This window comes from Brevundimonas sp. MYb52 (genome assembly GCF_002979535.1).
GTDB lineage: Bacteria > Pseudomonadota > Alphaproteobacteria > Caulobacterales > Caulobacteraceae > Brevundimonas.
This window is the reverse complement of record NZ_PCPB01000003.1, coordinates 247,952-273,866: the sequence shown is the minus strand read 5'-3', so window position 1 is coordinate 273,866 and position 25,915 is coordinate 247,952. Positions and strand designations below refer to the sequence as shown.

General features: G+C 67.0%; 20 protein-coding genes and 1 tRNA gene. 8 read left to right on the top strand and 13 right to left on the bottom strand.

Features of this window, described 5'->3' with window-relative positions:
* Together CQ039_RS06695 and CQ039_RS06690 are read left to right on the top strand one after the other, a co-directional pair.
* The coding region (locus tag CQ039_RS06695) for an ATP-binding cassette domain-containing protein (RefSeq protein ID WP_146113542.1) at positions 1–843 on the top strand (843 nt) is incomplete at its 5' end.
* The gene (locus CQ039_RS06690) at positions 840–1,964 is read left to right on the top strand and encodes a P1 family peptidase (RefSeq protein WP_105563003.1); all 1,125 of its coding nucleotides are present in this window, start codon (positions 840–842) and stop codon (positions 1,962–1,964) included. The genes CQ039_RS06695 and CQ039_RS06690, both read left to right, overlap by 4 nt.
* Positions 1,965–1,983: 19 nt before the next feature.
* Here the strand turns inward: CQ039_RS06690 and CQ039_RS06685 are convergent, their stop codons facing one another.
* Both CQ039_RS06685 and ggt read right to left on the bottom strand, forming a co-directional pair.
* Positions 1,984–4,461, bottom strand: coding sequence for a zinc-dependent metalloprotease (locus CQ039_RS06685; RefSeq protein ID WP_105563004.1), 2,478 nt, complete (start codon positions 4,459–4,461; stop codon positions 1,984–1,986).
* Positions 4,462–4,487: 26 nt separating this feature from the next.
* Positions 4,488–6,224, bottom strand: a complete 1,737-nt coding sequence (ggt, locus tag CQ039_RS06680) for a gamma-glutamyltransferase (protein ID WP_199183623.1) — start codon at positions 6,222–6,224, stop codon at positions 4,488–4,490.
* A 333-nt stretch (positions 6,225–6,557) separates the two neighbouring features.
* Between ggt and CQ039_RS06675 the strand changes: the two genes are divergently transcribed.
* Both CQ039_RS06675 and CQ039_RS06670 read left to right on the top strand, forming a co-directional pair.
* Complete coding sequence (locus CQ039_RS06675; RefSeq protein ID WP_105563005.1) at positions 6,558–9,578, top strand: TonB-dependent receptor domain-containing protein; 3,021 nt, start codon at positions 6,558–6,560, stop codon at positions 9,576–9,578.
* Between the two features lie 80 nt (positions 9,579–9,658).
* Positions 9,659–11,110: an amidohydrolase gene (locus CQ039_RS06670; RefSeq protein ID WP_105563006.1), complete on the top strand. Its 1,452-nt coding sequence runs from the start codon at positions 9,659–9,661 to the stop codon at positions 11,108–11,110.
* Between the two features lie 254 nt (positions 11,111–11,364).
* Here the strand turns inward: CQ039_RS06670 and CQ039_RS06665 are convergent, their stop codons facing one another.
* The 3 genes from CQ039_RS06665 to CQ039_RS06655 form a co-directional block, all read right to left on the bottom strand.
* Positions 11,365–11,808 carry a low affinity iron permease family protein gene (locus tag CQ039_RS06665; RefSeq protein WP_105563007.1) on the bottom strand — a complete coding sequence of 148 codons (444 nt, stop codon included), beginning with the start codon at positions 11,806–11,808 and terminating at the stop codon, positions 11,365–11,367.
* A 33-nt stretch (positions 11,809–11,841) separates the two neighbouring features.
* Positions 11,842–13,239: an amidase gene (locus tag CQ039_RS06660; RefSeq protein ID WP_105563008.1), complete on the bottom strand. Its 1,398-nt coding sequence runs from the start codon at positions 13,237–13,239 to the stop codon at positions 11,842–11,844.
* A gap of 143 nt (positions 13,240–13,382) precedes the next feature.
* On the bottom strand, positions 13,383–15,632 hold the full coding sequence (locus tag CQ039_RS06655) for a S9 family peptidase (RefSeq protein WP_233190177.1): 2,250 nt from the start codon (positions 15,630–15,632) through the stop codon (positions 13,383–13,385).
* Positions 15,633–15,911: 279 nt separating this feature from the next.
* Between CQ039_RS06655 and CQ039_RS06650 the strand changes: the two genes are divergently transcribed.
* The gene (locus CQ039_RS06650) at positions 15,912–16,727 is read left to right on the top strand and encodes a ferredoxin--NADP reductase (protein ID WP_105563010.1); all 816 of its coding nucleotides are present in this window, start codon (positions 15,912–15,914) and stop codon (positions 16,725–16,727) included.
* Between the two features lie 4 nt (positions 16,728–16,731).
* Complete coding sequence (locus CQ039_RS06645; RefSeq protein ID WP_105563109.1) at positions 16,732–17,064, top strand: chorismate mutase; 333 nt, start codon at positions 16,732–16,734, stop codon at positions 17,062–17,064.
* 8 nt (positions 17,065–17,072) lie between these two features.
* Here CQ039_RS06645 and CQ039_RS06640 read toward each other — a convergent pair whose 3' ends face one another.
* Both CQ039_RS06640 and CQ039_RS06635 read right to left on the bottom strand, forming a co-directional pair.
* Positions 17,073–17,426, bottom strand: a complete 354-nt coding sequence (locus CQ039_RS06640) for an Hpt domain-containing protein (protein WP_105563011.1) — start codon at positions 17,424–17,426, stop codon at positions 17,073–17,075.
* On the bottom strand, positions 17,426–18,835 hold the full coding sequence (locus CQ039_RS06635; protein ID WP_105563012.1) for an amino acid permease: 1,410 nt from the start codon (positions 18,833–18,835) through the stop codon (positions 17,426–17,428). The genes CQ039_RS06640 and CQ039_RS06635 overlap by 1 nt, the downstream gene beginning before the upstream one ends.
* A 195-nt stretch (positions 18,836–19,030) precedes the next feature.
* Between CQ039_RS06635 and CQ039_RS06630 the strand changes: the two genes are divergently transcribed.
* Together CQ039_RS06630 and CQ039_RS06625 are read left to right on the top strand one after the other, a co-directional pair.
* Positions 19,031–19,106 (top strand) — tRNA-Lys (locus CQ039_RS06630).
* Between the two features lie 163 nt (positions 19,107–19,269).
* On the top strand, positions 19,270–20,211 hold the full coding sequence (locus tag CQ039_RS06625) for a DUF808 domain-containing protein (RefSeq protein WP_105563013.1): 942 nt from the start codon (positions 19,270–19,272) through the stop codon (positions 20,209–20,211).
* Between the two features lie 8 nt (positions 20,212–20,219).
* On the opposite strand, the gene CQ039_RS06620 is transcribed toward CQ039_RS06625, so the two are convergent.
* The 6 genes from CQ039_RS06620 to cyoB form a co-directional block, all read right to left on the bottom strand.
* Positions 20,220–20,765, bottom strand: a complete 546-nt coding sequence (locus CQ039_RS06620) for a response regulator transcription factor (protein WP_105563014.1) — start codon at positions 20,763–20,765, stop codon at positions 20,220–20,222.
* A complete protein-coding gene (locus CQ039_RS06615) occupies positions 20,762–22,084 on the bottom strand; it encodes an ATP-binding protein (RefSeq protein ID WP_105563015.1) in 1,323 nt (440 codons plus the stop codon). The genes CQ039_RS06620 and CQ039_RS06615 overlap by 4 nt, the downstream gene beginning before the upstream one ends.
* Complete coding sequence (locus tag CQ039_RS06610) at positions 22,081–22,794, bottom strand: SURF1 family protein (RefSeq protein WP_105563016.1); 714 nt, start codon at positions 22,792–22,794, stop codon at positions 22,081–22,083. Before CQ039_RS06610 ends, CQ039_RS06615 begins: the two co-directional genes overlap by 4 nt.
* Before the next feature lie 70 nt (positions 22,795–22,864).
* Complete coding sequence (gene cyoD / locus CQ039_RS06605) at positions 22,865–23,254, bottom strand: cytochrome o ubiquinol oxidase subunit IV (RefSeq protein ID WP_105563017.1); 390 nt, start codon at positions 23,252–23,254, stop codon at positions 22,865–22,867.
* Positions 23,251–23,895: a cytochrome o ubiquinol oxidase subunit III gene (cyoC, locus tag CQ039_RS06600; protein WP_105563018.1), complete on the bottom strand. Its 645-nt coding sequence runs from the start codon at positions 23,893–23,895 to the stop codon at positions 23,251–23,253. Before cyoC ends, cyoD begins: the two co-directional genes overlap by 4 nt.
* A gap of 4 nt (positions 23,896–23,899) precedes the next feature.
* On the bottom strand, positions 23,900–25,909 hold the full coding sequence (cyoB, locus tag CQ039_RS06595) for a cytochrome o ubiquinol oxidase subunit I (protein WP_105563019.1): 2,010 nt from the start codon (positions 25,907–25,909) through the stop codon (positions 23,900–23,902).
* Between the last annotated feature and the right edge of the window lie 6 nt (positions 25,910–25,915).

The following is a 25,915-nucleotide window of genomic DNA, read 5'->3' as shown; positions in this document are numbered from 1 at the left end:
CGCAGCCGCCCCCAGGCCGACGCCGCCCCCGTGCTTCAGGTCGAGGGCCTGGTGCGCGAATACGCCGGCGCCCGCCGCCTGTTCGGCAAGGCTGACGCCTTCCGGGCCGTGGACAATGTCAGCCTGACCATCCAGCCCGGCGAGAGCGTCGGCCTGGTCGGCGAAAGCGGTTGCGGCAAATCCACCCTGCTGCGCGCCATCCTCGCGCTGGAAACGCCGCAGGCCGGGCGGGTTCTGGTCCGGGGCCGCGACATCACCGCCGCCCGAGGCGCCGCGCTCAAAGCCATCCGCCGCGACATCCAGGTGGTGTTCCAGGACCCCTACGGCAGCTTCGATCCGCGCTGGAAGGTCAGCGATCTGGTGGCCGAAAACTTCCACCTGCTGGACGCCCAGCCCTCGCCCGCCGAGGCCCGCCGCCGCGTCGATCAGATGCTGGAACGCGTCGGCCTGACCAGCGCCGCCGCCGACCGTTACCCGCACGAGTTCTCCGGCGGCCAGCGCCAGCGCATCGCCATCGCCCGCGCCCTGATCACCGAACCCTCGGTCATCTGCCTGGACGAGGCGGTGTCGGCGCTGGACGTCTCGGTGCGAGCCCAGGTGCTGGACCTGCTGGCCGACCTGTCGGACCGCCTCGGCCTGTCCTACCTCTTCGTCACCCACGACCTAAGCGTGGTACGGACGGTGACGGATCGCCTCTTGGTCATGCAGGCCGGAAAGATCGTCGAACAAGGCGACACCGCCGCCGTCTTCGCCGCCCCTTCGCACCCCTATACGCAGAAACTTCTGGCGGCGACGCCGGATCTGGTTCGCAATCACGCTCTGGAAAAGGAAACCGTCGGATGAACCGCAGAACCGTCCTCGGCTCGGCCCTGATCGGCGCCGCCGCCTCCGCCGCCGGCGCCGCCGCCAGCGCCAAACCGGCCGCTCAGTCCGCCGCTCGCGCCTCGGGCCGCACCGGCCCGCTGAACCTGATCACCGATGTCGAGGGCATCAAGATCGGTCAGGCCCATGACGCAGGCGTCCGTACCGGCGTCACCGTCATCCTGGCCGAAAAACCCGCCGTGGCCGCCGTGGACGTGCGCGGCGGCGGTCCCGCCGGTCGCGAGACCGACGTACTGCGCCCCGAAAACCTGGTGCAGGAGGTGGACGCCATCATCCTGTCGGGCGGGTCGGTCTATGGCCTCGGTTCGGCCGACAGCGTCGCCGCCTGGATGGGGATGCGCGGTCGCGGCTACGGCATGGGCGGCGCGCCCGGCGTACCCCCCTCGCCCATCATCCCCACCGCCTGCCTCTATGATCTGGCCAACGGCGGCGACAAGAAGTGGGAGATGGAGCCCCCCTATCGCCGCCTGTCGGTTCAGGCGCTGGAGGCCGCCAGCGACCGCTTCGACCTCGGCACCGCCGGCGCGGGCTATGGCGCCGAAGCGGGCGCGCTGAAGGGCGGCATCGGCTCGGCCTCGGCGGTCATGGCTTCGGGCTGGACGGTCGGCGCCATCGTGGCGGTCAACAGCGTCGGCTCGGTCATCGCGCCGGGCGGCAAGAGCTTCTGGGCCGCCCCCTATGAGATCGGCGACGAGTTCGGCGGCCTCGGCTCATCGGGCCTGCACGCCTCGGCCGAGGACTGGGGGGCGTCCAAGTTCCGGCCCCAACCGCGCGAGAACACCACCATCGCCTGCATCGCCACCGACGTCGCCCTGACCCGCGTCGAGCTTCAACGCGTGGCCATCATGGCGCAGGACGGCATGGCCCGCGCCATCCGCCCCGCCCATGCGCCCTTCGACGGCGACACCCTGTTCAGCCTGTCCACCGGCAAGAAGGTCATCGACAACCCGGCCCTGCGTCAGGTCGCGGTGGCCCAGTTGGGCAATGTCGCCGCCGACGTCCTGGCGCGAGCCGTCGCGCGCGGCGTCTATCACGCGACCAACTATGAGGGCGTCACCGGCAAGACCTGGCGGGAGCGTTAAGCTCCCGCCAGCCGGTGGTTCAATGCCATTCGCCGCCGCCGATCGGCGCGCCCGGAGGCACGGCCTGGGCGACCGGCAGGGTTTCGCTGAGCGCCTTCAGGCCCTCTGACGGCCCGGTAAGGACTTCCGCCAGCCAGGCGCACTGGGCCGTTTCCAGCCGATCGCCGCGGCAACGCTTCAACTGTTCGCCAAAGCGGCGCGCGCTGTCACGCACCGCACCCTGCGCCGTCGACGACAGGTCCTTGCCCTGGATCAGGGCGGCCAGATAGGCGGCGTAGCGGGCGCGAACGACTCGGCGCAGCTCGGCCTGACGCGGGCTGAGACTCCCGCCCGGCCCCACCGCCGTCGCTGTCCGGTCCAGCACCTCGATCAGGCCCAACTGCCCCGCATCAAGACGCTGCTGCTCGACCAGACGATTCAGCCGCTCAGGCGCCAACAGGGTCTCGAACACCACCTGAGCCGCCGCCGCCGCTGCCGATGAGGGATCGAACACGGCATCGGTCTTGCCTTCGAACAGTTCGATCTCCGTCTGTCGGTCGCCATTGCCCGACTGGGCCGAAGACAACAGATCGATCAGGTCGTCGCGCAGATCCAGTTCGGCCGGCGACAGGGCCTGCATCAGGGCCTCCAGCGCCGCACGCTGCTTGTCCGCCGGCACGACCGCGGCCCGCTCATGGCCGTCGCCGCTGATGGCGTAGCCATAGTTCACGCCGCCGATCTGCCGCCCGACCGCCGTGCTCTGATAGCGGTGATAGAGGTAGATGGGCACGATGACGCGTCGCAGGTCCGCCGCTGGCGCGCCCGCCGGCAGGTTGGCTAGGCCGAAGCGCGACAGAGCGATACGCCGCACCGCCAAGACATTGGCGAACTCGGCGACCGGATCAGTCCCGTTGTCCCACATGGCGGCGTAGGGCTGCAGACTGCCCAGAGGCCGGGTGTCCGTGTCGTTGACGAAGCGATAGCCCTTGGCCTGCGTCTCGGCGGCCAGCCCGGCGCGGCGCGCGACCGGGTCCTGCCCCGGCGCATCGCCATAGAGCCAGTCCACCACATAGCGGTCCCAGGCGCCGACGCCGGTCGTATAGGCGCGGCTGAAGTCCAGACGCTCGCCGTCCGCGATCACCCAGGGCGCCGGATAGTCCATGACCGAGGCCCGATCCTCGAAGGTCGAGGCGGCGAAGTTGTGGGCGATGCCCAGGGCGTGGCCGATCTCGTGCGCCGACAGGTGGCGCAGGCGCTGATAGGCCAGACGGTCGGGATCGTCTTCGCCGCCCGTGCCGCTCTTGGCGGCGCCGACCAGCCCCTCGAAGATCATCTTGTCCTGCCGGTCGCGCAGGGAGCCCAGTTGCACCACGCCGCGCACGATCTCGCCGGTGCGCGGATCGTTGACGCTGGTGCCGGTGGACCAGCCGCGCGTCTCGCGGTGAACCCAGGAGACGATGTTGTAGCGCGCGTCCATCGGATGCGCCCCCTCGGGCAGCAACTCGACGCGGAAGGCGTCGATATAGCCGGCCTTGTCAAAGGCTTGCGCCCACCAGTCGCCGCCCTCGATCAGGGCCTGACGGATGGCGGGCGGGGCGGCGCGATCCACATAGAAGACGATGGGCTTCTTCACCGTCGAGCGCGCTGCGCTCGGATCGGTCTTCTCCAGCCGGAAGCGGCGGGCCAGACGGCTGACCACCGGCTGATCCAGATCGGCGGCGAAGTCCGTCACCATGATCTGGGCCGAAGTGCCCGAGCGCGGGTCGTGCAGCACCGTCTGGAAGCCGTCGTCGGGCAGGCGGATGAAGGAATGGCGCACCGTCAGGGTGACCGAGCGCGATTCCGGCGAGACGCGCGACAGCTCGGCCCCCGGCTCATCGCTGGTGAAGGTCTGGACCGTCTGGAACTCGACATTGTCAGGGAAGACCAGGGTCTGGTCGGCGTCGAGATAGCCCAGGGTCGGCGCGGCCTTGAACGTGCCCAACCGCGCCCGCTTCAGGCGACCCACGGCGTTGATCGCGTCGCGTTCGAGGAAGCCCGACAGGTCCACGCTGACCGATCCGTCCGCGCCCGTCTCGACCACCTCGCCGGACCAGACCACCGAGGGCGAGAAGGAGGCGGCGACCGCGTTCACCTGGTCGGCGTCGGCGTCCACGGCGCGAAAGCGGGTGTTCTCGAACGCAGCGAAGACGCGATTGCCGACCTTGCGGAAAACCACGACCTGGGCCTGGCCCAGACCCGAGCGGTCCAGCCCTGCTCCGTCCATGCCCAGCCCTGCCGACAGACCAGGCTGATAGAGGTAGCGCCCCAGCACCCCGTCCGCGCCGGGCGCCGGCAGGCGCACGCTTGCCTTGCCCTTCTGCCGGTCCAGCTTCACGCCGAACAGGCCATCCTGCCAGGCCGAAGCCGCTGAGGCCGCTGCAGCCGACGCCCCCGCCTGAGCCTGAGCCAGAACCGGCGCCGCCCCTGCGACCACGACCAATCCGGCGACACTCGCCAGCAGAACCTTGCGCAACATGAGCCGCCCCCCGCGGTGACTGAGATTTACTGGACGCCGAGCGCCAGGGCGTCGGGCCGCCGCGTGTCCGCCGCCCCCAGGAATCGATCGCCCTCGATCATGATGGACTGGGTGCTGCCCATTGTCATGGACGGCCGAACCGTGTGGCCGCGCTCGCGCAGCAGGCGCTCGACATCGGGCGAGAAGCCGCCTTCCAGCTCCAGCGGGCTGTCGCCGCCGCCCTGGTTCAAGCGTGGACGCATGGCCGCCTCGGCGATGTTCAACTGGTGGTCGATGACGTTGGAGATCAACTGGACCATGGTGGCGATGATGTAGCCGCCGCCGGGCGTGCCGGTGACCAGCCAGGGCTTGTCGTCGTCAAAGACGATCATCGGCGTGATGGTCGAGCCCAGGCGCTTGCCCGGCGCAGGCGAGTTCGGCTCGCCTCGCGTCCCCCACGAGAAGTTGTCGAGCGAGTTGTTCAGCAGGATGCCCGTCCCCACCGGGGCGACGTGGGCGCCGTAGGAGTTGGACAGGGTATAGGTGTTCGACACCGCATTGCCGTGGGCGTCGGCCACCGAGAAGTGGGTCGTGTCCTGGCTCTCATAGGGATAGGGGTTGCCCTCCGGGATGTCGGCAGCGGCCAGCGAGCGATCCATCGCGATCAGCTTGACCCGCTCAGCGGCGAATTCCTTGCTGGCGAGGCCCTGCGCCGGGGTCGTCCACTGGGGCGCCCCGCCGATCAGGCGGCGGTCCGAGGAGACGATCTTCATCGCCTCGGAAATCAGATGCAGGCTGTCCACGCTGCCCCAGCGCAGTTCGCGCATGGGGAAGTGCTCCAGCAGGTTCAGCCCCTCGGCCACGCTGACGCCAGACGCGGTCGGCGGCATGTAGGCGATGCGGTGATCGCGATAGGTGGACCAGATCGGGGCCGTCACGTCGGCGCGGTAATCGGCCAGATCCTGCGCGTCCATGATGCCGCCGCGCGCCTGCACGCCCTCGACGATCTTCTTGGCCAGGTCGCCGCGATAGAAGGCGTCGGCCCCGCCCTGCTGCACCTGACGCAGGCTCCAGGCCAGTTGCGGCTGCTTGAACCGTTCACCCGCGCGGTAAGGCGTGCCATCGGCCTTCAGATAGGCTTCGCGCGCGCCGGGATCGGTGGCCAGGACCGTGGCGCGACCCGCCGTGGCGTCCGCCTCGCCGTCCGACAGGATCACCCCGTCCTCAGCCAGCGTGACCGAAGGGGCCACGACCTGGGCCCAGGTCAGGGCGCCGAAGCGCCTGTGCGCCTCCCACATGCCCGCGACCGTGCCGGGCACCGAGACATTGCGGAAGCTGGAGGGGGCGCGGCGGTCGAACTTGCCGCTGTCGTCCAGCAGGAAGTCCGGCGTCACAGCACGCGGCGCCGTGCCGTAATAGTTGATGGCGATGTCCGCCGCCGGGCGATCCGCTGTCGCCGCCATGTGGACGATCATATAGCCGCCGCCGCCGATATTGCCGGCGCGCGGCAGGGTCACGGCCTCGGCGAAGGCCACGGCCACGGCCGCGTCCACCGCGTTGCCGCCCTGCTTCAGGATGTCGACGCCGACCTGGGTCGCCAGGGCGCTCTGGCTCACCACCATGCCGCCGCGCCCGATCGTCGGGCTGTGGATCTGGCCATAGTTGACGATGTCGCCGCCGCTGCCGACCGCCGGCCGCGTCTGGACCGGCGCTTGCTGCGCCATCGCCGGCGCCGCCAACAGGGCCGCCGCCGCAATCGCCAAAATCTTCAGATGAGAACGCATGGCCACCCCGTCACAATTGGCTCTGAAATTTCACGCGCGCCCACACCAGAACGCCCTTTGACAGCGATAGCATTGCTCAAACACGGAACTCAACGGTCAATTCTAGTGATTAGTTTGCTCATTATATTGAATAACAGCAATATTTAACCCGAAATGGTTGACGCGTCGAATGTGTCAGTTTCTAGTCCCAGGCAAGGCGAACCCTCCGACGTCGCATCTTTCCGGGGCGACGAACCGAGGCGAAGAGGCCGCCTTGATCGACAGAACCGGCCGCCGCCGGGCGGGCCCGGGGGGATACCGGGTTCGATAAAGCTTCAGAGGGGATACCGAGTCATGCCTGCAGTCTTCACCCGCCGAAACCTCAAGACGGCCATGCTGGCCACGACCGCTCTGTTTGGCCTGGCCGGCGCCGCCGCCGCCCAGGACGCCCCCGAACAGGAGGCCACCCAGGTCGATGAGATCATCGTCGTCGGATCGCAGATTCGCGGCGCCAAGGTCACCGCCGCCCTGCCCGTGACCGTGGTCGGCGAGGAGCAGATCCTGGCCGCAGCCGCCACCTCAGGCGACGAACTGCTGCGCACCATTCCCCAGATGGGCGACGTGACCTTCAACTCCTCCTATCTGCCGGCCAGCTCCAACTCGGCGCGCGGCGACACCGGCTCGGTCAACCTGCGCAGCCTGGGCATCGGCAACACCCTCGTCCTGCTGAACGGGCGCCGCGTCGTCGGCCACCCCACCTCTCAGGCCAACGAGCACCTGGTGCCGGTCCTGACCTACAACACCAACGCCATCCCGGTGTCGGGCCTGAAGCGGCTGGAAGTCCTGCGCGACGGCGCCGCGGCCATCTATGGCGCCGACGCCGTGGCGGGGGTCATCAACACCGTCCTGCGCGACGACATGACCGACCTGACCATCTCGGCCCAGTACGGCTTCGCCGAGGGCACAGACATGTGGGAGACCAACTTCTCCGCCTATGGCGGCAAGGACATCCAGGACGGCCGCGGCAACATCTCGGCCTTCTTCAACTATGACCACCGCGACGAGCTTTCGACGCTGGATCAGTCCTTCACCGCCTCCGACGACAAGCGCCCGCTGTTCGACGGCACTGGCTTCACAGGATCGGCCCTGAACGGTCTGTCGTCGCTGACGCCCTGGGGACAGTTCACCCTGCCCAGCGCCGCCACCTATGGCGGCCAGAGTTTCACCACCTTCACCATCCAGCCCGACACCCTGGCCGGATGCGCCGCCGCCCTGGCTGACGGCCTGTGCCTGAAGAAGACGACCAATGTCGACGCCTCCCTGCTGGCGGACACGGCCAAGGAAGACCTCACCGTCGTGCCCGAGGTCGATCGCTTCAACCTCTTCCTGACCGGCCGCTATAAAATCAACGATGCGGTCGAGGCCTTCGGCGAACTGGGCGTCTATTATGCCCAATCCAACGCCCGCCAGGCCCCGATCAACACCCTGTCGTCGGTCGCCATGACCATCGCCGGCACGAACTACTACAACCCGTTCGGGCGGGACCTGCGCCTGACCGGCTATCGCTTCAACGACATGGGGCCGATCAATGTCGAGGTGACGAACCAGCAGTATCGCGCCCTCGGCGGCCTGCGCGGCGAATGGCGCGGTTGGAACTGGGAATCGGCCCTGCTCTGGTCCGAAGCCACGGCCAAGGACGTGTCCGACAACATCTCGACCACCAAGCTGGCCGAGTGGACGGCCAAGTCGACGCCTGACGCCTATAACTTCTTCAACGGCGGCGACCCGGCCAATCCGCGCTTCGGCGACGCCACTCCGTCCAACCAGGCGGCGCTGGACGCCATTCGCGTCGACATGGTTCGCAAGACCAAGACCGAGTTGGGCCTGTGGGACTTCAAGATCTCTCGCCCGGACCTCTTCACCCTGCCCGGCGGTCCCGTCGGCATGGCCGCCGGCATCGAGGCGCGCACCGAAACCCAGCTGGACGATCGCGACAGCCGCATCGACGGCACGATCCGCTACACCGACAAGTCGGGCGCGACCTACAGCGACCTCATCAACTCGTCCGAAAACCCCGACACCTACGGCGAGCGCGACGTCTTCTCGGCCTATCTGGAGTTCGCCGCCCCCCTGGTGTCGCCGGAAATGAACATCCCCCTGGTTCACAACCTGGAGGTTCAGGTCGCGGGCCGCTTCGAGAACTATTCGGACTTCGGCGACGTGGCCAAGCCCAAGGTCGCCGCCGCCTGGGACATCGTGGACGGCTTCCGTGTTCGCGGCTCCTGGGCCCAGGGCTTCCGCGCCCCCAACCTGGAGCAGATCAACGCCACGGTGATCACCCGCTCCAACAGCTCGAACGACTACATCTACTGCGAGGCCCTACTGCGTCGTGGCGCCATCACCGACATGAACCAGTGCGGCGCCAGCACCGTCTCCAACATTCCCAACAGTTTCGCGGACAAGGCCAACGCCAACCAGACTCACGTCCGCAAGCTCACGGCCGAGCGCCGCTCCGGCAACCCCGACCTGCAGCCCGAAGAATCCGAAACCCTGTCCTTCGGATTGGTCGTCCAGCCCCGCTTCGTCCCCGAACAGTTCGGCGACCTCACCTTCACCGCCGACTGGTGGCGGGTCGAGCAGACCGGCATGGTCGGTCTGTTCCGCGGCCAGAACGCCCTGATCCTCGACTACCTGCTGCGCAAGCAGGGAAGCTCCAACCCCAACGTCGTGCGCGCCGATGCGACGGCGGCTGATCAGGCCATCTTCGCCGGCACCGGCCTGACCGCCGTGGGCGAGGTGCAATACATCACCGACGCCTACACCAACCAGCAGCCCCAGACCGTCGAGGGTCTGGACCTGGGCGCCATGTGGAGCCTGCGCGGCACGGCTTACGGCGACTTCAGCCTGAACCTGAACGTCTCGCACCTGCTGAAATACTACCTCGAGCTGGCGCCGGGCGCTCAGGCCCTAGTCGACGCCAAGGAGAACGGCGACATCGCCTCGTCGATCTCGCTGGGCGGCAGCATGGGCGACATGATCCGCGACTTGGGCCGTCCCGAATGGAAGTGGTCCCTGGCCGGAACCTGGCGCAAGGACGCCTGGACCGTCGGCGCCTTCACCCAGTACATCTCGTCGCTCTATGACGACAGCCTGACCAACTCGGCGGGTGACTACTGGACGGTGGACGCGACCATCACCGCCAACCTCTATGGCGAGTATCAGTTCGACGAAGGCCGTCTGGCCGGAACGGCCGTGCGCGTGGGCGTGCGCAACCTGACCGACGAGGAACCGCCCCTCTCGGCCGCGGGCTTTGTCGGCACCGTCTATCAGCCCTATGGCCGCTATTGGTACGCCAGCTTCCGCAAGACCTTCTGATCCGGTCTTGAGGTCTTTCGGGCGGGAGGCGACATCGTCTCCCGCCCTTTTCCGTTTCGATGCCTGTTGTGGAGTTCCCGATGAAACCCGTCTCGATGCGCGCCCTGGCGCTCGCCGCCGCCCTGACCGGCCTCGGCGTCCCAGCCTTCGCCGCCGAACTGTCGCCCCAGGCCCGCAGCCAGATCACCGGCACGGTCGAGCGCAACCAGCCCGCTCTGGACCACGCCGCCCTGGAAATCTGGAAGTTCGCCGAGCTGGGCTATCAGGAAACCCAGAGCTCGACCCTGCTGCAGGGCCAACTGACCGAGGCTGGCTTCAACGTCACCCCCGGCATCGCCAATGAACCGACGGCCTTCCTGGCCAGCTTCAAGAACGGCGACGGCCCGGTTATCGCCGTCCTGGCCGAATACGACGCCCTGCCCGGCCTGTCGCAGACCCTGAACCCTGTGCAGGAATCCGCTGGCGGCCACGCCGGTCACGGCTGCGGCCACAACCTGTTCGGCGCCGCCTCGGTTCACGCCGCCATCGCCGTCAAGGACTGGATGGTCGCCAACAACATCAAGGGCGAACTGCGCGTCTATGGCACCCCCGCCGAGGAAGGCGGTTCGGGCAAGGTCTATATGGTCCGCGACGGCCTGTTCAACGATGTCGACGTCGCCGTCCACTGGCACCCCGGCAACGTCAACAGCGCCCGCCAGGGCGACACCATGTCCAATGTCTCGGGCAAGTTCCGCTTCTACGGCACGGCCGCCCATGCCGCCGCTGCGCCGGATCGCGGCCGCTCGGCCCTGGATGGGGTCGAGGCCATGAACGCCATGGTCAACCTGATGCGCGAGCATGTGCCCGACCGCACCCGCATCCACTACGCCATCACCGACGGCGCCAAGGCGCCGAACGTCGTCCCCGCCTTCGCCGAGAGCTATTACTACGTCCGCCACAACGACCCGCAGATCGTCCGCGACGTGCTGGAGCGGGTGAAGAAGGCGGCTGAGGGCGCAGCGCTGGGCACCGGCACCCGCGTCGAGTTCGAGGCCATCGGCGGCGTCTATTCCATGCTGCCGAACGAGGCCCTGATGAATGTCATGGACCGCAACCTGCGCCATGTCGGCGGCATCACCTGGACACCGGATGAAATCGCCTTGGCGACCGAGATCCAGAAGACCCTGCCGACCCGGCCCGACCTGGCCAGCGTCGGCACGATCGAACCGGCGGTGATCGGCGGCGATTTCGGCGGCTCCACCGATGTGTCGGATGTCTCTTGGGTTGCCCCCACCGTGGGCCTGTCCACCGCCACCTTCGTCCCCGGCTCGGCCGGCCACTCCTGGCAGAACGTGGTGGCCGCCGGCTCGACCATCGGCCTGAAGGGCGCCCATCTGGCCGCCAAGACCCTGGCCCTGACCACCGCCGAACTGTTCCAGAGCCCCGAGACCATCGCCACGGCCAAGGCCGAGTTCGAGCGCCGTCGCGGCCCCGACTTCAGATACGAGGCCCTCCTCGGCGACCGCCCCCCGGCCCTCAACTACCGCGACTAAGGACCCGCGCCCCTTCTCCCCTTGTAAGAGAAGGTGGCCCGTCAGGGCCGGATGAGGGGTGTCGGCGCGACGTCTGCCACGCGAAACTCGCGCGACGTCGCGCCAGCGCGCCTAATCTGAGACTCCAACCCCGGAAAATCACGACGATTGCGCGCATCTCAGGCCCATTGGCCTGCCGCCTCCCCTCCCTGCGTCATGATGAGCGGCCTACCAGCGCCCCGGACGGATTTCAGACTATTCAGACGAATTAGACTCTATTTTTTCGTCGAGCCCTCGACCGCGCCCTCCTCCTCGACACGAGAGGCCGGCCGTCCCCGGACCGCCCGGGCCGGCTGACCCGCATGGATGTCGCGCCCGCGCCGCTCGACCTCCTTGAGGATGACCGCCAGTTCCTTGTCGGTCAGGTGCTCGATGCCGATGAAGCCCGCGTCGGCCTTCTTCACCGCATAGATCAGCTCGTCCATCTTGGCGTGCATGGCCGCCGCGTCGCGGTTCTGTGTGTTCTGGATCAGGAAGACCATCAGGAAGGTGATGATGGTCGTGCCGGTGTTGATCACCAACTGCCAGGTCTCGCTGAACTTGAAGACCGGCCCCGTCGCCGCCCAGACCAGGACCAGCAGCAGGCACAGGATGAAGGTCCACGGACGACCCGCCACCTTGGCCGTCGTATTGGCGAAATGGTTGAACAGCTTTTCCATCGCCGTTTAACCCGCCGAAACGGCCGAGGTTGCTCAGGGCCTTGGCGGCGGTCGGCGCTCCCGCGTCGCCCGTTCATAGGCATGACCCAGCGACAGGATTCGGGCGTCGTCCCACTTGCCGCCAATGAAGCTCAGCCCCACCGGCATCCCCCGGTCAAAGCCCATGGGCACGCTCAGATGCGGATAGCCGGCCACCGCCGCCAGCCGACTGGCCGAGCCCTGCATTTCGTCGTCGTCCTTGGGGTCGTTGGTCCAGGCCCGCGAGGTGGTCGGCGCGATCAGGGCGACGACGCGATGCTCGGCCATCATGCGGTCGATGCCCTCGGGCCCCGCCGCCTGCAGGGATTTGGCCCGCGCCTCGACATAGGCGGGGTCGCTCAGACCGCCGGTCGCCTGGGCGCGTTCGAACAGGTCCTGACCGAACAGCACCGTCTCGCGCGGTTCTGCGGCGTTGAAGGCGATGACGTCGGCCAGGGTCCGCGTCTTGACCTGCGCCGGGTCCGTCGAGGCCAGATAGGCGTTCAGGTCGTGTTTCAGTTCCGTCATCAGGACCGTCATCTCCCAGCCGCCGATGGCGCGCAGATCAGACGGGGCCTGCTCAATCTCGACCACCTCAGCCCCGGCGGCGCGCAGGGCGGTCAGGGCCCGCTCGAACTCGGCGCGGGTCGCGGCGGAATAGGAAGCCAGCAGGAAGCGCATCACCCCGATGCGGGCGCCCCGCAGACTGTTCGCGTCCAGGGCCGCGCGATAGTCGACCTTGCGCGCGTCGGCCTCAAGCGTGGCCGGATCAGCGGGATCACTGCCGGCGATGACGCTCAGGACGATGGCGGCGTCCTCGACCGTCGTGGCGATGGGACCGGCGGTGTCCTGGGAATGGCTGATCGGCACGATATGGGTGCGGCTGACCAGGCCCACGGTCGGCTTGAACCCGACCACGCCGTTGACCGAGGCGGGACAGGTGATCGAGCCGTCCGTCTCGGTGCCGATGGCCACCGGCGCCAGGCCGATAGCGACGGCCACGGCGCTGCCCGATGAAGAGCCGCAAGGTGTCCGGGTTGGGTCATAGGGGTTGCGCGTCTGGCCATCGACCGCGCTCCAGCCGCTGATGGAGTCCGACGAGCGGATGTTCGCCCACTCCGACAGATTGGTCTTGCCAAGGATTATCGCGCCGGCGTCGCGCAAGCGCGCGACCAGAGGCGCGTCGCGACCCGGCGCATTGGCCGCCAGGGCCAGCGAGCCCGCCGTCGTCGGCATGTCGCGGGTCTCGACATTGTCCTTCAGCAGGATAGGCAGGCCCGACAGCAGGGTGAGCGGGGCATCCGGCGTTGCATGCATCTCGCTGCCCGGAAGCAGGGGGCCGAGAACAGAAGGGTCAGCCCACTGAACAACGCTCCGTGCAGCGCGAGCATCATGCTCAACGTGTTGCCGCATCAGATTCTCCGCCGATAGCGGCGGTCGAATGGGAATTCCGAACAAGGGACGTCGGGTGACCTCAACAAGAGGCCCAGCCGACGCCGCCTGAACTTCAGCTGATGTCGGGGTCGCACAGGCCAGAACCAGCGCGACCCCCGCGATCAGTCCGCCTTTGCGGGCGCCCGCGTGCCGATGGTGCGGTCCAGGAAGTCGAGGTAGGTGCGCCATAGGTGAAGCTGCCTCTCGTTGCCGCGCACGCCGTGGCGCTGTCCGGGATAGAGCATGGTCTCGAAGGGGATGCTCTTTTCCTGCAGCGCGTTCAGCACCCGCGTGGTGTTCTCGAAGATGACGTTGTCGTCGGCCATGCCGTGAAGCAGCAGCAGACGCCCCGTCAGGTGATCCAGACGCCCCAGAACGTCCGAAGCGGCATAACCCTCGACGTTGGCCTGCGGCGTCGACATGTAGCGCTCGGTGTAGGCGGTGTCGTAGAGGCCCCACTCGGTTGGCGGGGCGCCGGCCAGGGCCGAGGCCAGACCCATCTTGGGCTCGGTCAGGGCCATCAGGCTCATGAAGCCGCCGTAGGACCAGCCCATCATGGCGATGCGGCTGTCGTCGACATAGGGCAGCGACCGTAGATAGTCAGCGGCGATGACCTGATCCTCGATCTCGGGCTGACCCATCTTCAGATAGAGGGCCTGCTTGAAGGCCGCCGAACGGTCGCCCTCGCCCCGGTTGTCCAGGCGGAAGACGATATAACCGGCCTCGGTCAGAAGCTGATTGGTCGCGCCCTGCCAGGCGTTCTTGACCCCGCCGCCCGACGGGCCGCCGTAAACCTGCATCACCACCGGATAGGTCTTCGACGGATCAAAGTCCGGCGGCGTCGTCATCTGCCACATCAGGCTCTCGCCGTGGCTCTGCAGCGTGCCGAAGGTCGGCTTCTGCTGGCGCGCGGCATAGGGCCAGAACGGGTGGCCGGGTTGCAGCTTATTCTCCTCGATCCAGCGCACGCGCTGGCCGTCGATCGAATACAGCGCCGACTGCGACGGCGTGTTCACGTCGGTATAGTTGCCGACATAGGCCGTGCCGGTCCGGTTGACCGAGGCGCTCCACCAGCCGCCGCGCGGGGTGATTTCCGTAGGCGTCGTCGTCCGCTTCAGGCTGGCGCGGAACAGCTGCTGCTCGATGGGATATTCCTTCCCGTCGCGCATCGAGGCGGTGAAGAAGACTTCGCCCGTCGCCTCGTTGACGCCTTCCAGCGCCTTGACCGGATAGTCGCCGCGCGTAATCGCGCGCAGACGGCGACCGTCGCGGTTGTAGAGGTAGAGGTGTTTCCAGCCGCTCTCTTCCGAGGCCCAGATGAAGTCGCCGTTCGTCAGAGGCTTGAAGTCATGGTTCAGCGGCACCCAGGCGTCAGAGCGTTGGGTGGCGATGACGCGGCTGACGCCGGTCGTCGGATCAACGCTCAGCAGGTCCAGCGCCTTCTGGTCGCGCGACAGGCGCTGGACATAGAGGGTCCGTCCGTCCTTGGCCCAGTTGACGCGGGCCAGATAGATGTCGGCGTCGGCGCCCAGGTCGACCTTGACCCGCTGACCGGCCTGAATATCCTGCACATAGAGCTCGACCACAGCGTTGGGACGCCCGGCGCGCGGGTAGCGCTGCTCGGTCACCGAGGCGCCGCCGCCGGTGATGTCGAGGCGCGGAATGATGTCCACCTGCGTCTCGTCCGTGCGTTGCAGGGCGATGAAGCGCTCGTCCGGGCTCCACCAGTAGCCGGTGTCGCGATCCAGCTCTTCCTGAGCGATGAACTCCGCCGTGGCCCAGGTGATCAGGCCGTCGCCGTCCGTGGTGATCGCCTGTTCGGCGCCCGAAGCCAGGTTCAGCACCACCAGATCCTGATCGCGCACGAAGCTGACAAAAGAGCCCTTGGGCGAGACCTTGGCGTCGATCTCATCCGCCGTGGTTTCCGTCAGGCGGCGCACGGCGCCGTCCGCGCGGTTGGCCAGGAAGATGTCGCCTTCCAGCGGGGCCAGGATGTAGCGGCCCTGTTCATCCCAGGAATATTCGACCACGCCGCGCTGCGAAATCCGCATCCGCTCGCGCCGCGCCTTCTCGGCCTCGGACAGTTCGCCCGCGTCAGGGACCAGGGCGCGGGCGTCGATCAGCTTGAACGGCTCGCCGCCCTTCACCGGCGCGGCCCACAGGTCCAGCACATCCACGTCGTCCTCGCGCGAACGCAAGAAGGCGACCAGATCACCGTCCGGCGACAGGCTGACGCCCTTGGCCACCGGTCCAGCCAGCGAAGGATTGGCGAAGACCCGCTCGACCGTCAGGATCGACGAGGCTGGCGCGGTCGCGGCCGGGGGCGTCGTCGGCTGCGGAGCAGATTGAGCAAAGGCCGAGGTCGCAGCCATCAGGATCGTCGAAGCAAGAAGAAATGTGCGCATGGCGGGGAAGCTAGAGGCGGAATCTTCCGCCGTCATCCCCCCTTTCTCCCTTCTCCCCTTGTGGGAGAAGGTGGCCCGCGCAGCGGGTCGGATGAGGGGTTTCTCCAGCAGAGACAAAAGCTGCTTGGCAAGACCGGTTGCAAGACCCCTCATCCGTCAGGCTTCGCCTGCCACCTTCTCCCACAAGGGGAGAAGGATCGTCGCAGCACTCTTTCGCAACCGCCCACGACGGCCTAGGTAGTCGCCATGTCCGACGCCTCCACCGCCGCGCCGCCCGTCAAGGCCAGCCCGTTCCATAGTCTGGAAGTCCTGTGGGTCCGCCACTGGAACGACCAACTGTTCAGCTTCGGCGTGAAACGCCCCGAGGATTTCCGTTTCCGTTCCGGCGAGTTCGTGATGATCGGCCTGCCGGGCGAGGACGGCGGCAAGCCTGTTCTGCGCGCCTATTCCATCGCCAGCCCCTTCTGGGCCGAAGAACTGGAGTTCTTCTCGATCAAGGTCGAGGACGGTCCCCTGACCTCGCGCCTGCAGAAGATCGTCGCGGGCGACAGCGTCCTGATGGGCAAGAAGCCGACCGGCACCCTGGTGCTGGACGCCCTGACCGGCGGCGAGCGTCTGTGGCTGATCGGCACGGGCACCGGCCTGGCGCCCTGGCTGTCGGTCGCGCGCGATCCCGAGACCTATTCGCGCTTCAAGCAGGTCATCGTCTGCCACACGGTGCGCAATGTCGCCGACCTGGCCTATCGCGACTTCTTCAGCCACGAGATCCACGACGATCCGCTGATCGGCGACGAGGCCAAGGCGCAACTGACCTATTACCCCACCGTGACCCGCGAGCGTTTCGAGACGCCGGGCCGGATCACCGACCGCATCAAGTCGGGGGATGTCTTCGCCGACCTGCAACTGCCCATCGGCTTCTCGCCCAACAGCGACCGCGTCATGCTGTGCGGCTCGATGGCCATGATCAAGGAGACCGGCGAGCTGCTGGAATCCTACGGCCTGAAAGAAGGCTCGAACGCCGAACCCGGCGACTATGTTCTGGAGCGCGCCTTTGTCGGCTGACCTGATGACCGCCCCCCGCACCGTCGCCATCGACGACCGCAAGGCCCCTGAGGATTGCGCCACCATGGTCGATGTGCGTCAGGGCGTGGATGCGCTGGACCGCGCCCTCGTCACCCTGTTGGCCGAGCGCCAGCGCTACATGGACGCCGCCGCCCGTATCAAGCCGAACCGCGACGCCGTCTTCGACCAGGCCCGCATCGACGACGTGGTGGCCAAGGTCCTGACCGCCGCCGAGCCCGCCGGCCTGTCCGCCGACATCGCCGAGCCGGTCTGGCGCCTGCTGATCGACCGCTGCATCGCCCACGAGTTCGCCAAGTACGACGCCACGCGGGGCTGAGGCGAACCTCAGCCCTTCAGGCTTCTCAGCATCAGTTCGTGGCGATAGGCGGCAATGTCGCCCAGGGCGACGTCCAGCGCCGTCTTCACCCGCTCCAGCCCCGCCGGGGCCAGCGCCTGCTCGCCGTGCTCGACCTCGGCGCAGACCGCAGCCAGCTCGGCCGCGCCGATCCCTGCACCTGCACCGCGAATGGTGTGAACGGCATCGCGCCAGCCCTCGGACGACGCGTCCAACAGGGGCGACCACAGCGCCGCCTGTTGCACGAACAGGCCCAGCACCTCTTCGGTGACGTCGTCCATACCGCCAGTCATGGCTTCCAAGACCGTGAAGTCCACCGCCCCCGTCAGGTCACGCCGCGCCATCAGGCTTCAGGGGTCTTGGCCAGCCGCGCGTTCTTGGACGACCACAGCAGATAGATGGCCAGGCCGAACAGGTTCCACAGCAGGAAGTAGAGCTGGGTCGAGGTCTTCAGGCTGAAGAAGAAGATGATGCAGCCGACAATGGCGACGCCGCCGACCAGCCACCACAGGGGCGCCTTGAACTTGCGCTCACGGTTCGGCTCACGCACCCGTAGGACGATCAGGCTGATCCCCACGGCCATGAAGGCCATCAGGGTGCCGGCGTTAGCCAGCGAGGCCAGTTCGTCCAGGCGCATGATCCCGGCCAGGAAGGCCACAACAATCGCCGTGAAGACGGTGACGACGACCGGCACGCCGCGCGTCGAAATCTTGGCCAGGCGATTGGGCAGAAGGCCGTCGCGGGCCATGCCCAGGAAGATGCGGCTCTGGCCGAACAGGAAGGCCAGCAGCACGGTCGGCAGGGCGATGACGGCGGCGGCGGCGATCCACTGGGCGGCGACGCCCTGGCCCAAGCCGCGCATGATCAGCGATAGGGGCTCCGGACTATCGGCGAAGCTGGCGACCGGGGCGGCACCGATCGCAGCGGCGGCGACGACGATATAGAGGACGGTGCAGACCACCATCGAACCGATGATGCCGATGGCCAGATCGCGCTCGGGCTTCTTGGTTTCCTCGGCCGCCGTGGCGATGGCGTCAAAACCGTAGAAGGCGAAGAAGATGATGGCCGCCGCCGCCATGACGCCCGTCTGGACGAAGGGGGCGCCGAAACCGTTGGGCATGAAGGGGGTGAAGTTGGCGGCGTCGAAGTGCGGCAGGGCGATGGCGACAAAGGCCACCAGGGCGGCGATCTTCACCAGCACCAGCACGGCGTTCAGCGTGGCGCTTTCCTTGGTGCCCATCAGCAGCAGGCCGGTCACCACGGCGATGATGAAGACGGCGGGCAGGTTGATCAGACCGCCCTCGACGTGGGGGCCGACCGTCAGGGCCAGCGGCAGGTCGATGCCCAGCCCGGCCAGGAAGGGAATGGCGTATCCCGACCAGCCCACGGCCACCGCCGAGACGACCAGCGAGTATTCCAGGATCAGGCTCCACCCCACGACCCAGGCGAAGATCTCGCCTAGCGACGCATAGGAGTAGGTATAGGCGCTGCCAGAGGCGGGCATGATGGTCGACAGCTCGGCGTAGGCCAGAGCGGCGCAGGCGCAGACCAGACCGGCCAGGGCGAAGCTGATCAGCACAGCCGGCCCCGCCAGACCGGCGCCGACGCCGATCAGGGTCAGGATTCCTGTGCCGACGATGGCGCCGACGCCCAGAGCCATCAGATGCGGCCAACTGAGGGTTTTCTTCAGCGCCGGCCCCTCGTGCGGGGCCAACATCGCATCGATCGACCGCCGACGGTTCCAGAACGCCATATGCTCAATTTCCCCAAGGCCGCTCTGCCGGCGGCTGATTCCGGCCGCGACCTTAGCGCGCGGAACAAACTTTAGAAAATCCCGCAATCAGCCCTTGCGCGCCCCCCGCTTCCTGAGTAATAGGACGGCCCTTCGGGCAACCCAGCGGGTCGCCACGAAGAACCGGCGCCACACCAAGGGCGCAGACGACGGTACGGGTGATTAGCTCAGTTGGTAGAGCAGCTGACTCTTAATCAGCGGGTCCACAGTTCGAACCTGTGATCACCCACCATCGTCTCTTCTAGTATCTCCAGAAAACCAGCATCCCCTCCAAGGGAACCCCAGGGCGCGGTTCGCTGTGTTCTGTGCGAAGGCTGGCGCGGCCTCTTTCCAAGACGCTTTGTCGCAGGCAGGAAGAAAGCTCTGCGTTTCTCCCTCCCCTTCTGGTGCGCCCCATGCCCTCTGGACTTATGGCCCTGATCGACGATGTCGCAGGCATCGCCAAATTGGCTGCAGCCTCGATCGACGACGTCGGCGCCGCCTCCGGCAAGGCCGCGAGCAAGGCGGCGGGCGTGGTGATCGACGACGCCGCCGTGACGCCCAAATACGTCACCGGCCTGTCGCCCAGTCGCGAGTTGCCGATCATCGGCAAGATCGCCGTGGGCTCCATCCGCAACAAGCTGCTGCTGATCCTGCCCGTCGCCCTGCTGCTGACCGCCTTCGCGCCCTGGGCCATCACCCCCCTGCTGATGTGCGGCGGCGCCTACCTCTGTTTCGAGGGGGCGGAGAAGGTCATGGAGATGTTCGGCGGGCATGAGGCTGAAGAAAAGCCGGTCAGCGACGACCCCGCCCATCTGGAGAAGGCCACCGTATCCGGCGCCGTGCGGACGGACCTGATCCTGTCCGCCGAGATCATGACCATCGCCCTGGCCGACGTCTCCGACGCGCCGCTGGCGACTCAGGCGGGCGTGCTGATCGTGGTCGGCTTGGCCATGACCGTGGCGGTCTATGGCGCCGTCGGCCTGCTGGTGAAGCTGGACGACATCGGCCTGCACATGGCCGGGCGCGCTTCCAAGACCAGCCGGGCCATCGGTCGCGGCCTGGTCAAGGCCATGCCGGGCGTCTTCTCGTCCCTGTCCGTCATCGGCACCGTGGCCATGCTATGGGTCGGCGGCGGCATCCTGCTGCACGGCACGCATACGCTCGGCCTGGCCTGGCCGGCCGAACCGGTCGACCGCCTGGCCCATGCGGTCGCCGGTCTGGCCGGGCCGCTGGGCGGCGCAGGCGGCTGGATCACCACAGCCCTGTTGTCGGGCCTACTGGGTCTGATCGTCGGCGGCGTTCTCGCCGTTGTGCTGCATCAGGTCCTGCGACTGTTCGGACGCGGCGCGCACTGACGGCAGCGTCAGGTGACCTGACGCTTCTCCAGCTTCCGGGCCAGGGTGCGACGGTGCATGCCCAGGCGGCGCGCGGTCTCCGAGATGTTGAAATTGGTCTCGGCCAGGACCTCGTGGATGCGTTCCCACTCTAGGGTCTTGATCGAAGTCGGGCGGGCGCTGAGGACGGCGTCGGGGTCCCCCTCCTGCCGGGCGAAGGCGGCCTCGATCTCGTCCGTCCCGGCGGGCTTGGCCAGGTAGTGCCGCGCGCCCAGCTTAATGGCCTCGACGGCGGTCGCGATGCTGGCGAAACCGGTCAGGACCACGATGTCGAGTTCAGGGTCAAAAGCGTTCAGGGTCTGAACGCAGGTCAGGCCCGAAGCCGCACCCAGCTTCAGGTCCACCACGGCGTAGCGCGGGCGATGCACCTGCAGCAGTTCCAGCAACTGCTCATGGCTGCGGGCCGAAATCACCTCATAGCCGCGTCGCTCGAAGGATTTGCGCAGCGTCTTGGCGAAGGCCTCGTCGTCCTCGACGATCAGCAGTTGGCGGGATGCGCCGGTCGGTTCGGTCATTTCGGAGCCAAGGCCTCCAGAGGCAGGGTCAGACGAACGCAGGCGCCGCCGTCGCGTCGGTTGCGGGCCGCGACGCCGCCGCCCAGTTTGCGCATCACATTGACCAGAAGGAAGAGGCCCAGCCCGGCCCCCGCCCGGCCCTTGGTCGACTGATAGGGCTGGCCCAGGCGCTCCAGAATGTCAGGCGTGAAACCGGGGCCGTCGTCGTTGAACTCCACAGCCAGCAGGTCGTCGTCCAGAGTCGCCGAAACCACCATGCGCTCGGCCCCGGCCTCATGGGCATTGTCCAGCAGGGCGCTGAAGACCTGTTTCAGCGCCGGATCGGCGATGATGCGCGGGTCACGCGGCGCCGGGTCCTTCAGCACCACGGCGATGGCGTCGTTCGACTTCTCGCGCCACTCCGCCACGATCTCGGACAGGAAGCCGCCCAGGGTGGCGATGGTCGGCGCCTCGCCGCGCGCCTCGCCCGCCGACATCAGGATGCCGGTCACGATGGTCTTGCAGCGCTCGACCTCGGCCTGCATTTCGGCGATGTCGGAGGTCAGGTCGGCATTGGCCTTGAGTTCCGGCATCCGCTTCCAGTCGCTGAGGATGACCGACAGCGAGGCCAAGGGCGTGCCCAACTCATGGGCGGCGCCGGACGCCAGCAGCCCCATGCGCACGATGTGGTCCTGTTCCGCCGCCTGTTGCCGGGCGTCCGCCAGATAGGCGTCGCGAGCACGCACGTTCTGGGTCGTGCGCGTGACAAAGGCGACCAGCAGCACGGCGATCAGGATGAAGTTGACCAGGGCCCCGGCCTGGATCAACCCCATGTGGGCGTCGGTGTCCGGCGGCAGCAGCAGCGGCTGATGCCAGACCGCCAGCCAGGCCAGACAGGCGCTGGTGACCAGAACAAAGCCCCAGGCGTAGGGCGGCCTCAGCAGCACCGCCGCCAGCACGATCTGCATCAGATAGAGGGCCGCGAAGGGATTGCTGGTCCCGCCGCTGAAGAACAATAGCCAGGTCAGGGCCGCCACATCGACGAACAGGGCCAGGATCAGCTCCGGATCGGTCACGCTGTGACGACGCAGGGTGACCGGGGCGCTGGCCAGGTTCATCACCGCCAGCCCGGTCGGGGCCAGCAGCAACATGCCCAGCGGCAGCGGGATCTTCAGCCCCCAGTGGACCACGGCGATGGTCACCACCTGCCCGATCACCGCCAGCCAACGCAGTTGGATCAGCAGCAGCATGTTGCGCCGCCCGGCTGCACCCGGCGATACTGGCGCCTCGGCTCGGTCGTCCAGGCCCAGCAGGCTGCGTGCGAAACTCACCGCGCTCATCGCGCCGCCCTCCGGCGCTTTTCCTCGCGCGCGAAAAGGATGAAGCCCGCCGCCGACATCAAAGCCAGGCCGAACCAAGTCAGGGCGTAGATCAGATGGCTGTTGGCGAAACGCACCACGGTCAAGCCGCCGTGCGGCCAGCCCCCGGGATTGGGCGTGGCGTCGGCGTCGATGAAGTAGGACGCGACCGGCCCGGATGGCCCCCTCGCCTTCGCGATCCCCGCCACGTCGCGCGAGAACCAGCGGTCGCCCGCCGGATCATTGGCGCGCAGGAAACCGCCGTCGGGTTCGCTGAGGCGCAGCAAGCCCACGACGCGGGCCTGACCCTCGACCTGACCCGCCGCGCGATCCGACGGCCTCTGGCGCTCGGACGGAACGAAGCCCCGGTTGACCAGGACGGTGAAGCCTTGATCTGTCATCAGGGGTGTGACGACCCAGTAGCCGGGACCGAGGTCGGTCACCGCCTTCACCAGGGCCTCGCGTGAGTGATCGAAGCGGCCGCTGACGACGACCCGACGATACTGGTCCGCCCGGCGCGTGATGGTCTGGCCCGGCGGCGGCGCGGCGACGGGCGCGGCGTGGATGCGGGCGTCGACCTGATGGATCAGGTCCTGCTTCCAGGCCAGCCGTTGCACCTGCCAGACGCCCAGGGCCGAGAAGCCCGCGAACAGAAGGGCGAACATGACCGCACCCAGGACCAGGGCAGTCATGCTGCGCGGCGGCCGGGCGGGTCGCGACGACGGCTCTATGGCGCTTCTCCCCTGCCTCGCCCTGTCGGCTTCAGCCCATGGTCTGCATGTCGTGGGTGGGCATCATGTTGACGTTCAGGTGATACATCACCCAGACCGAACCCGCGACGGCGATCACCACCACCACGATGGTGAAGATCAGCGCCAGCATGTTCCACCCGCCCTCGGACTTGTGGTTCATGTGCAGGAAGAAGATCATGTGCACCACGATCTGCACCACGGCGAAGGCCGTGATGATCAACCCCGTGGTCGCCGCCGGCAGGGCGCCGGTCATGACCAGCCAGAACGGGATCGCCGTCAGCACCACCGACAAGAAGAAACCAAGCAGATAGGTCTTGAACGAGCCGTGATCGTGGTCGTCGCCGTGGTGGTCGTCGTGATGATGATCGACCGCATGGTCGTTGTGGGCCTCGGCGCTCATCGCAGCATCCCGAACAGATAGACGAAGGTGAAGACGCCGATCCAGATGACGTCCAGGAAGTGCCAGAACAGGCTGAGGCACATCAACCGGCGCTTGTTGGCCGGGATCAGGCCCTTGCGCCAGACCTGCACCATCAGGGTGACCAGCCAGATGCAGCCGAAGGTGACGTGCAGGCCATGGGTGCCGACCAGAACGAAGAAGGCCGACAGGAAGGCGCTGCGCTGGGGCGTGGCGCCCAGGTGGATCATGTGGGCGAACTCATAGAGCTCGATCCCCAGGAAGCAGAGGCCGAAGACGCCGGTGATCGCCAGCCAGGTCTGCATCTGGGCCGTGCGGTTCTTGACCATGGCCAGCATGGCGAAGCCGTAGGTGATCGACGACAGCAGCAGCATGGACGTGTTCAGCGCCACCAGCGGCAGGTCGAACAGGTCCTTGGGCGCAGGGCCGGCGGCGTAGTTGGCGCCGACCACCGCATAGACAGCGAACAGCATCGCAAAGATGAGACAGTCGCTCATCAGATACATCCAGAAGCCCAGCATGGTGCTGTGGCCTTCCGGGTGATGCGGCTCCTCGACCGGGTGGTAGATCGGCCGCCCGGCCTCGTCGACGTAGTCAGGGTTCAGGGAAGCTGCGTGACTCATCAGATCAACCCTTCGCCGCTGCGGCCGCCAGGGCCTTGGTGTGCGCGTCCTCGGTCGCCTGCACCGTCTCGGCCGGGATGTAGTAGTCGCGCTTGTAGTTGAAGGTGTGGAAGATGGCGTAGGCGATCAGGGCGAAGAAGCTCAGCGCCGCCAGCCACCACATGTACCAGATCAAGGCGAAGCCCATGACCGTCGACAGGCCGGCCAGGATCACCCCCGCGCCCGTATTGGACGGCATGTGGATGGGCTTGTAGCCGTCGGTCGGACGCTCATAGCCGCGCGTCTTCATGTCCCACCAGGCGTCCGAGTCATGGATGATCGGCGTCTTGGCGAAGTTGTAGTCCGGCGGCGGCGACGACGTGGCCCACTCCAGGGTGCGGCCGTGCCAGGGGTCGCCCGTCTCGTCGCGCAGCTTGTCGCGGTTGAGGATCGAGACGGCGAACTGGATCAGCATGGCCAGGATGCCGACGGCGATGATGCCGACGCCGACCGCCGCGATGATGAACCAGATCTGGTAGGACGGATCGTCAAAGACCCGCATCCGCCGCGTCACGCCCATGAAGCCCAGGACGTAGAGCGGGGCGAAGGCGACCCAGAAACCGATCACCCAGCACCAGAAGCTGACCAGACCCCAGGTCTTGTCCAGCTTGAAGCCGAAGGCCTTGGGCCACCAGAAGTTGATGGCCGCGAACAGGCCGAACAGCACGCCGGCGATGATGACGTTGTGGAAGTGGGCGATCAGGAACAGCGAGTTGTGCAGCACAAAGTCAGCCGGCGGCACCGCCAGCATGACGCCTGTCATGCCGCCGACCACGAAGGTCAGCATGAAGGCGACCGTCCACATCATCGGCAGCTCGAACCGGATGCGGCCGCGATACATGGTGAACAGCCAGTTGAACAGCTTGGCCCCGGTCGGGATCGAGATGATCATCGTCGTGATCCCGAAGAAGGAGTTCACGGATGCGCCCGAGCCCATGGTGAAGAAGTGGTGCAGCCACACCAGGTAGGACAGGATGGTGATGACCACCGTGGCATAGACCATGGACGTATAGCCAAAGAGCTTCTTGCTCGAGAAGGTCGAGGTGACTTCCGAGAAGACGCCGAACAGCGGCAGCACCAGGATGTAGACCTCGGGGTGACCCCAGATCCAGATCAGGTTCACGTACATCATCGGATTGCCGCCGAAGTCGTTCGTGAAGAAGTTGGTGCCGATGTAGCGGTCAGCCGTCAGCAGGGCCAGAACAGCGGTCAGCACCGGGAAGGAGGCCACGATCAGGACGTTGGCGCACAGCGACGTCCAGGTGAAGACCGGCATCTTCATCAGGCCCATGCCCGGCGCGCGCATCTTCACGATGGTCGCAATCAGGTTGATGCCGGACAGGGTGGTCCCCACCCCAGCGATCTGCAGGGCCCAGATGTAATAGTCGACGCCGACGCCCGGACTGTAGCCAATGCCCGACAGCGGCGGATAGGCCAGCCAGCCGGTGCGCGCGAACTCGCCGATGAACAGCGAAGCCATGACCAGCACCGCGCCCGCCGTCGTCATCCAGAAGCTGAAATTGTTCAGGAAGGGGAAGGAGACGTCGCGCGCCCCGATCTGCAACGGCACCAGATAGTTCATCAGGCCGGTGATCAGGGGCATGGCCACGAAGAAGATCATGATCACGCCGTGGGCGGTGAAGATCTGGTCATAGTGGTGGGCGTTGAGGTAGCCCTCGGCCCCGCCAAAGGCCATGGCCTGTTGCAGGCGCATCATGACCGCATCGGCGAAGCCGCGCAGCAGCATCACGATCCCCAGGATCATGTACATGATGCCGATCTTCTTGTGGTCCACCGTCGTGAACCACTCGGTCCAGAGATAGCCCCACAGCTTGTAACGGGTGATCAGGCCCAGGGTCGCCAGACCGCCGAGCACGACGACGGTGAAGGTGGCGACCAGGATCGGCTCGTGGAACGGCAGGGCGTTCCAATCCAGCCGGCCGAAGATCATGGATGCGATTTGCTCAATAGACATGTCGGT

Excerpts from the sequence above, each read along its gene's own strand:
- CQ039_RS06690 (WP_105563003.1), top strand. The coding sequence starts at position 840 with ATGAACCGCAGAACCGTCCTCGGCTCGGCCCTGATCGGCGCCGCCGCC.
- CQ039_RS06685 (WP_105563004.1), bottom strand. The coding sequence starts at position 4,461 with ATGTTGCGCAAGGTTCTGCTGGCGAGTGTCGCCGGATTGGTCGTGGTC.
- ggt (WP_199183623.1), bottom strand. The coding sequence starts at position 6,224 with ATGCGTTCTCATCTGAAGATTTTGGCGATTGCGGCGGCGGCCCTGTTG.
- CQ039_RS06675 (WP_105563005.1), top strand. The coding sequence starts at position 6,558 with ATGCCTGCAGTCTTCACCCGCCGAAACCTCAAGACGGCCATGCTGGCC.
- CQ039_RS06670 (WP_105563006.1), top strand. The coding sequence starts at position 9,659 with ATGAAACCCGTCTCGATGCGCGCCCTGGCGCTCGCCGCCGCCCTGACC.
- CQ039_RS06665 (WP_105563007.1), bottom strand. The coding sequence starts at position 11,808 with ATGGAAAAGCTGTTCAACCATTTCGCCAATACGACGGCCAAGGTGGCG.
- CQ039_RS06660 (WP_105563008.1), bottom strand. The coding sequence starts at position 13,239 with ATGCGGCAACACGTTGAGCATGATGCTCGCGCTGCACGGAGCGTTGTT.
- CQ039_RS06655 (WP_233190177.1), bottom strand. The coding sequence starts at position 15,632 with ATGGCTGCGACCTCGGCCTTTGCTCAATCTGCTCCGCAGCCGACGACG.
- CQ039_RS06650 (WP_105563010.1), top strand. The coding sequence starts at position 15,912 with ATGTCCGACGCCTCCACCGCCGCGCCGCCCGTCAAGGCCAGCCCGTTC.
- CQ039_RS06645 (WP_105563109.1), top strand. The coding sequence starts at position 16,732 with ATGACCGCCCCCCGCACCGTCGCCATCGACGACCGCAAGGCCCCTGAG.
- CQ039_RS06640 (WP_105563011.1), bottom strand. The coding sequence starts at position 17,426 with ATGGCGCGGCGTGACCTGACGGGGGCGGTGGACTTCACGGTCTTGGAA.
- CQ039_RS06635 (WP_105563012.1), bottom strand. The coding sequence starts at position 18,835 with ATGGCGTTCTGGAACCGTCGGCGGTCGATCGATGCGATGTTGGCCCCG.
- CQ039_RS06625 (WP_105563013.1), top strand. The coding sequence starts at position 19,270 with ATGCCCTCTGGACTTATGGCCCTGATCGACGATGTCGCAGGCATCGCC.
- CQ039_RS06620 (WP_105563014.1), bottom strand. The coding sequence starts at position 20,765 with ATGACCGAACCGACCGGCGCATCCCGCCAACTGCTGATCGTCGAGGAC.
- CQ039_RS06615 (WP_105563015.1), bottom strand. The coding sequence starts at position 22,084 with ATGAGCGCGGTGAGTTTCGCACGCAGCCTGCTGGGCCTGGACGACCGA.
- CQ039_RS06610 (WP_105563016.1), bottom strand. The coding sequence starts at position 22,794 with ATGACTGCCCTGGTCCTGGGTGCGGTCATGTTCGCCCTTCTGTTCGCG.
- cyoD (WP_105563017.1), bottom strand. The coding sequence starts at position 23,254 with ATGAGCGCCGAGGCCCACAACGACCATGCGGTCGATCATCATCACGAC.
- cyoC (WP_105563018.1), bottom strand. The coding sequence starts at position 23,895 with ATGAGTCACGCAGCTTCCCTGAACCCTGACTACGTCGACGAGGCCGGG.
- cyoB (WP_105563019.1), bottom strand. The coding sequence starts at position 25,909 with ATGTCTATTGAGCAAATCGCATCCATGATCTTCGGCCGGCTGGATTGG.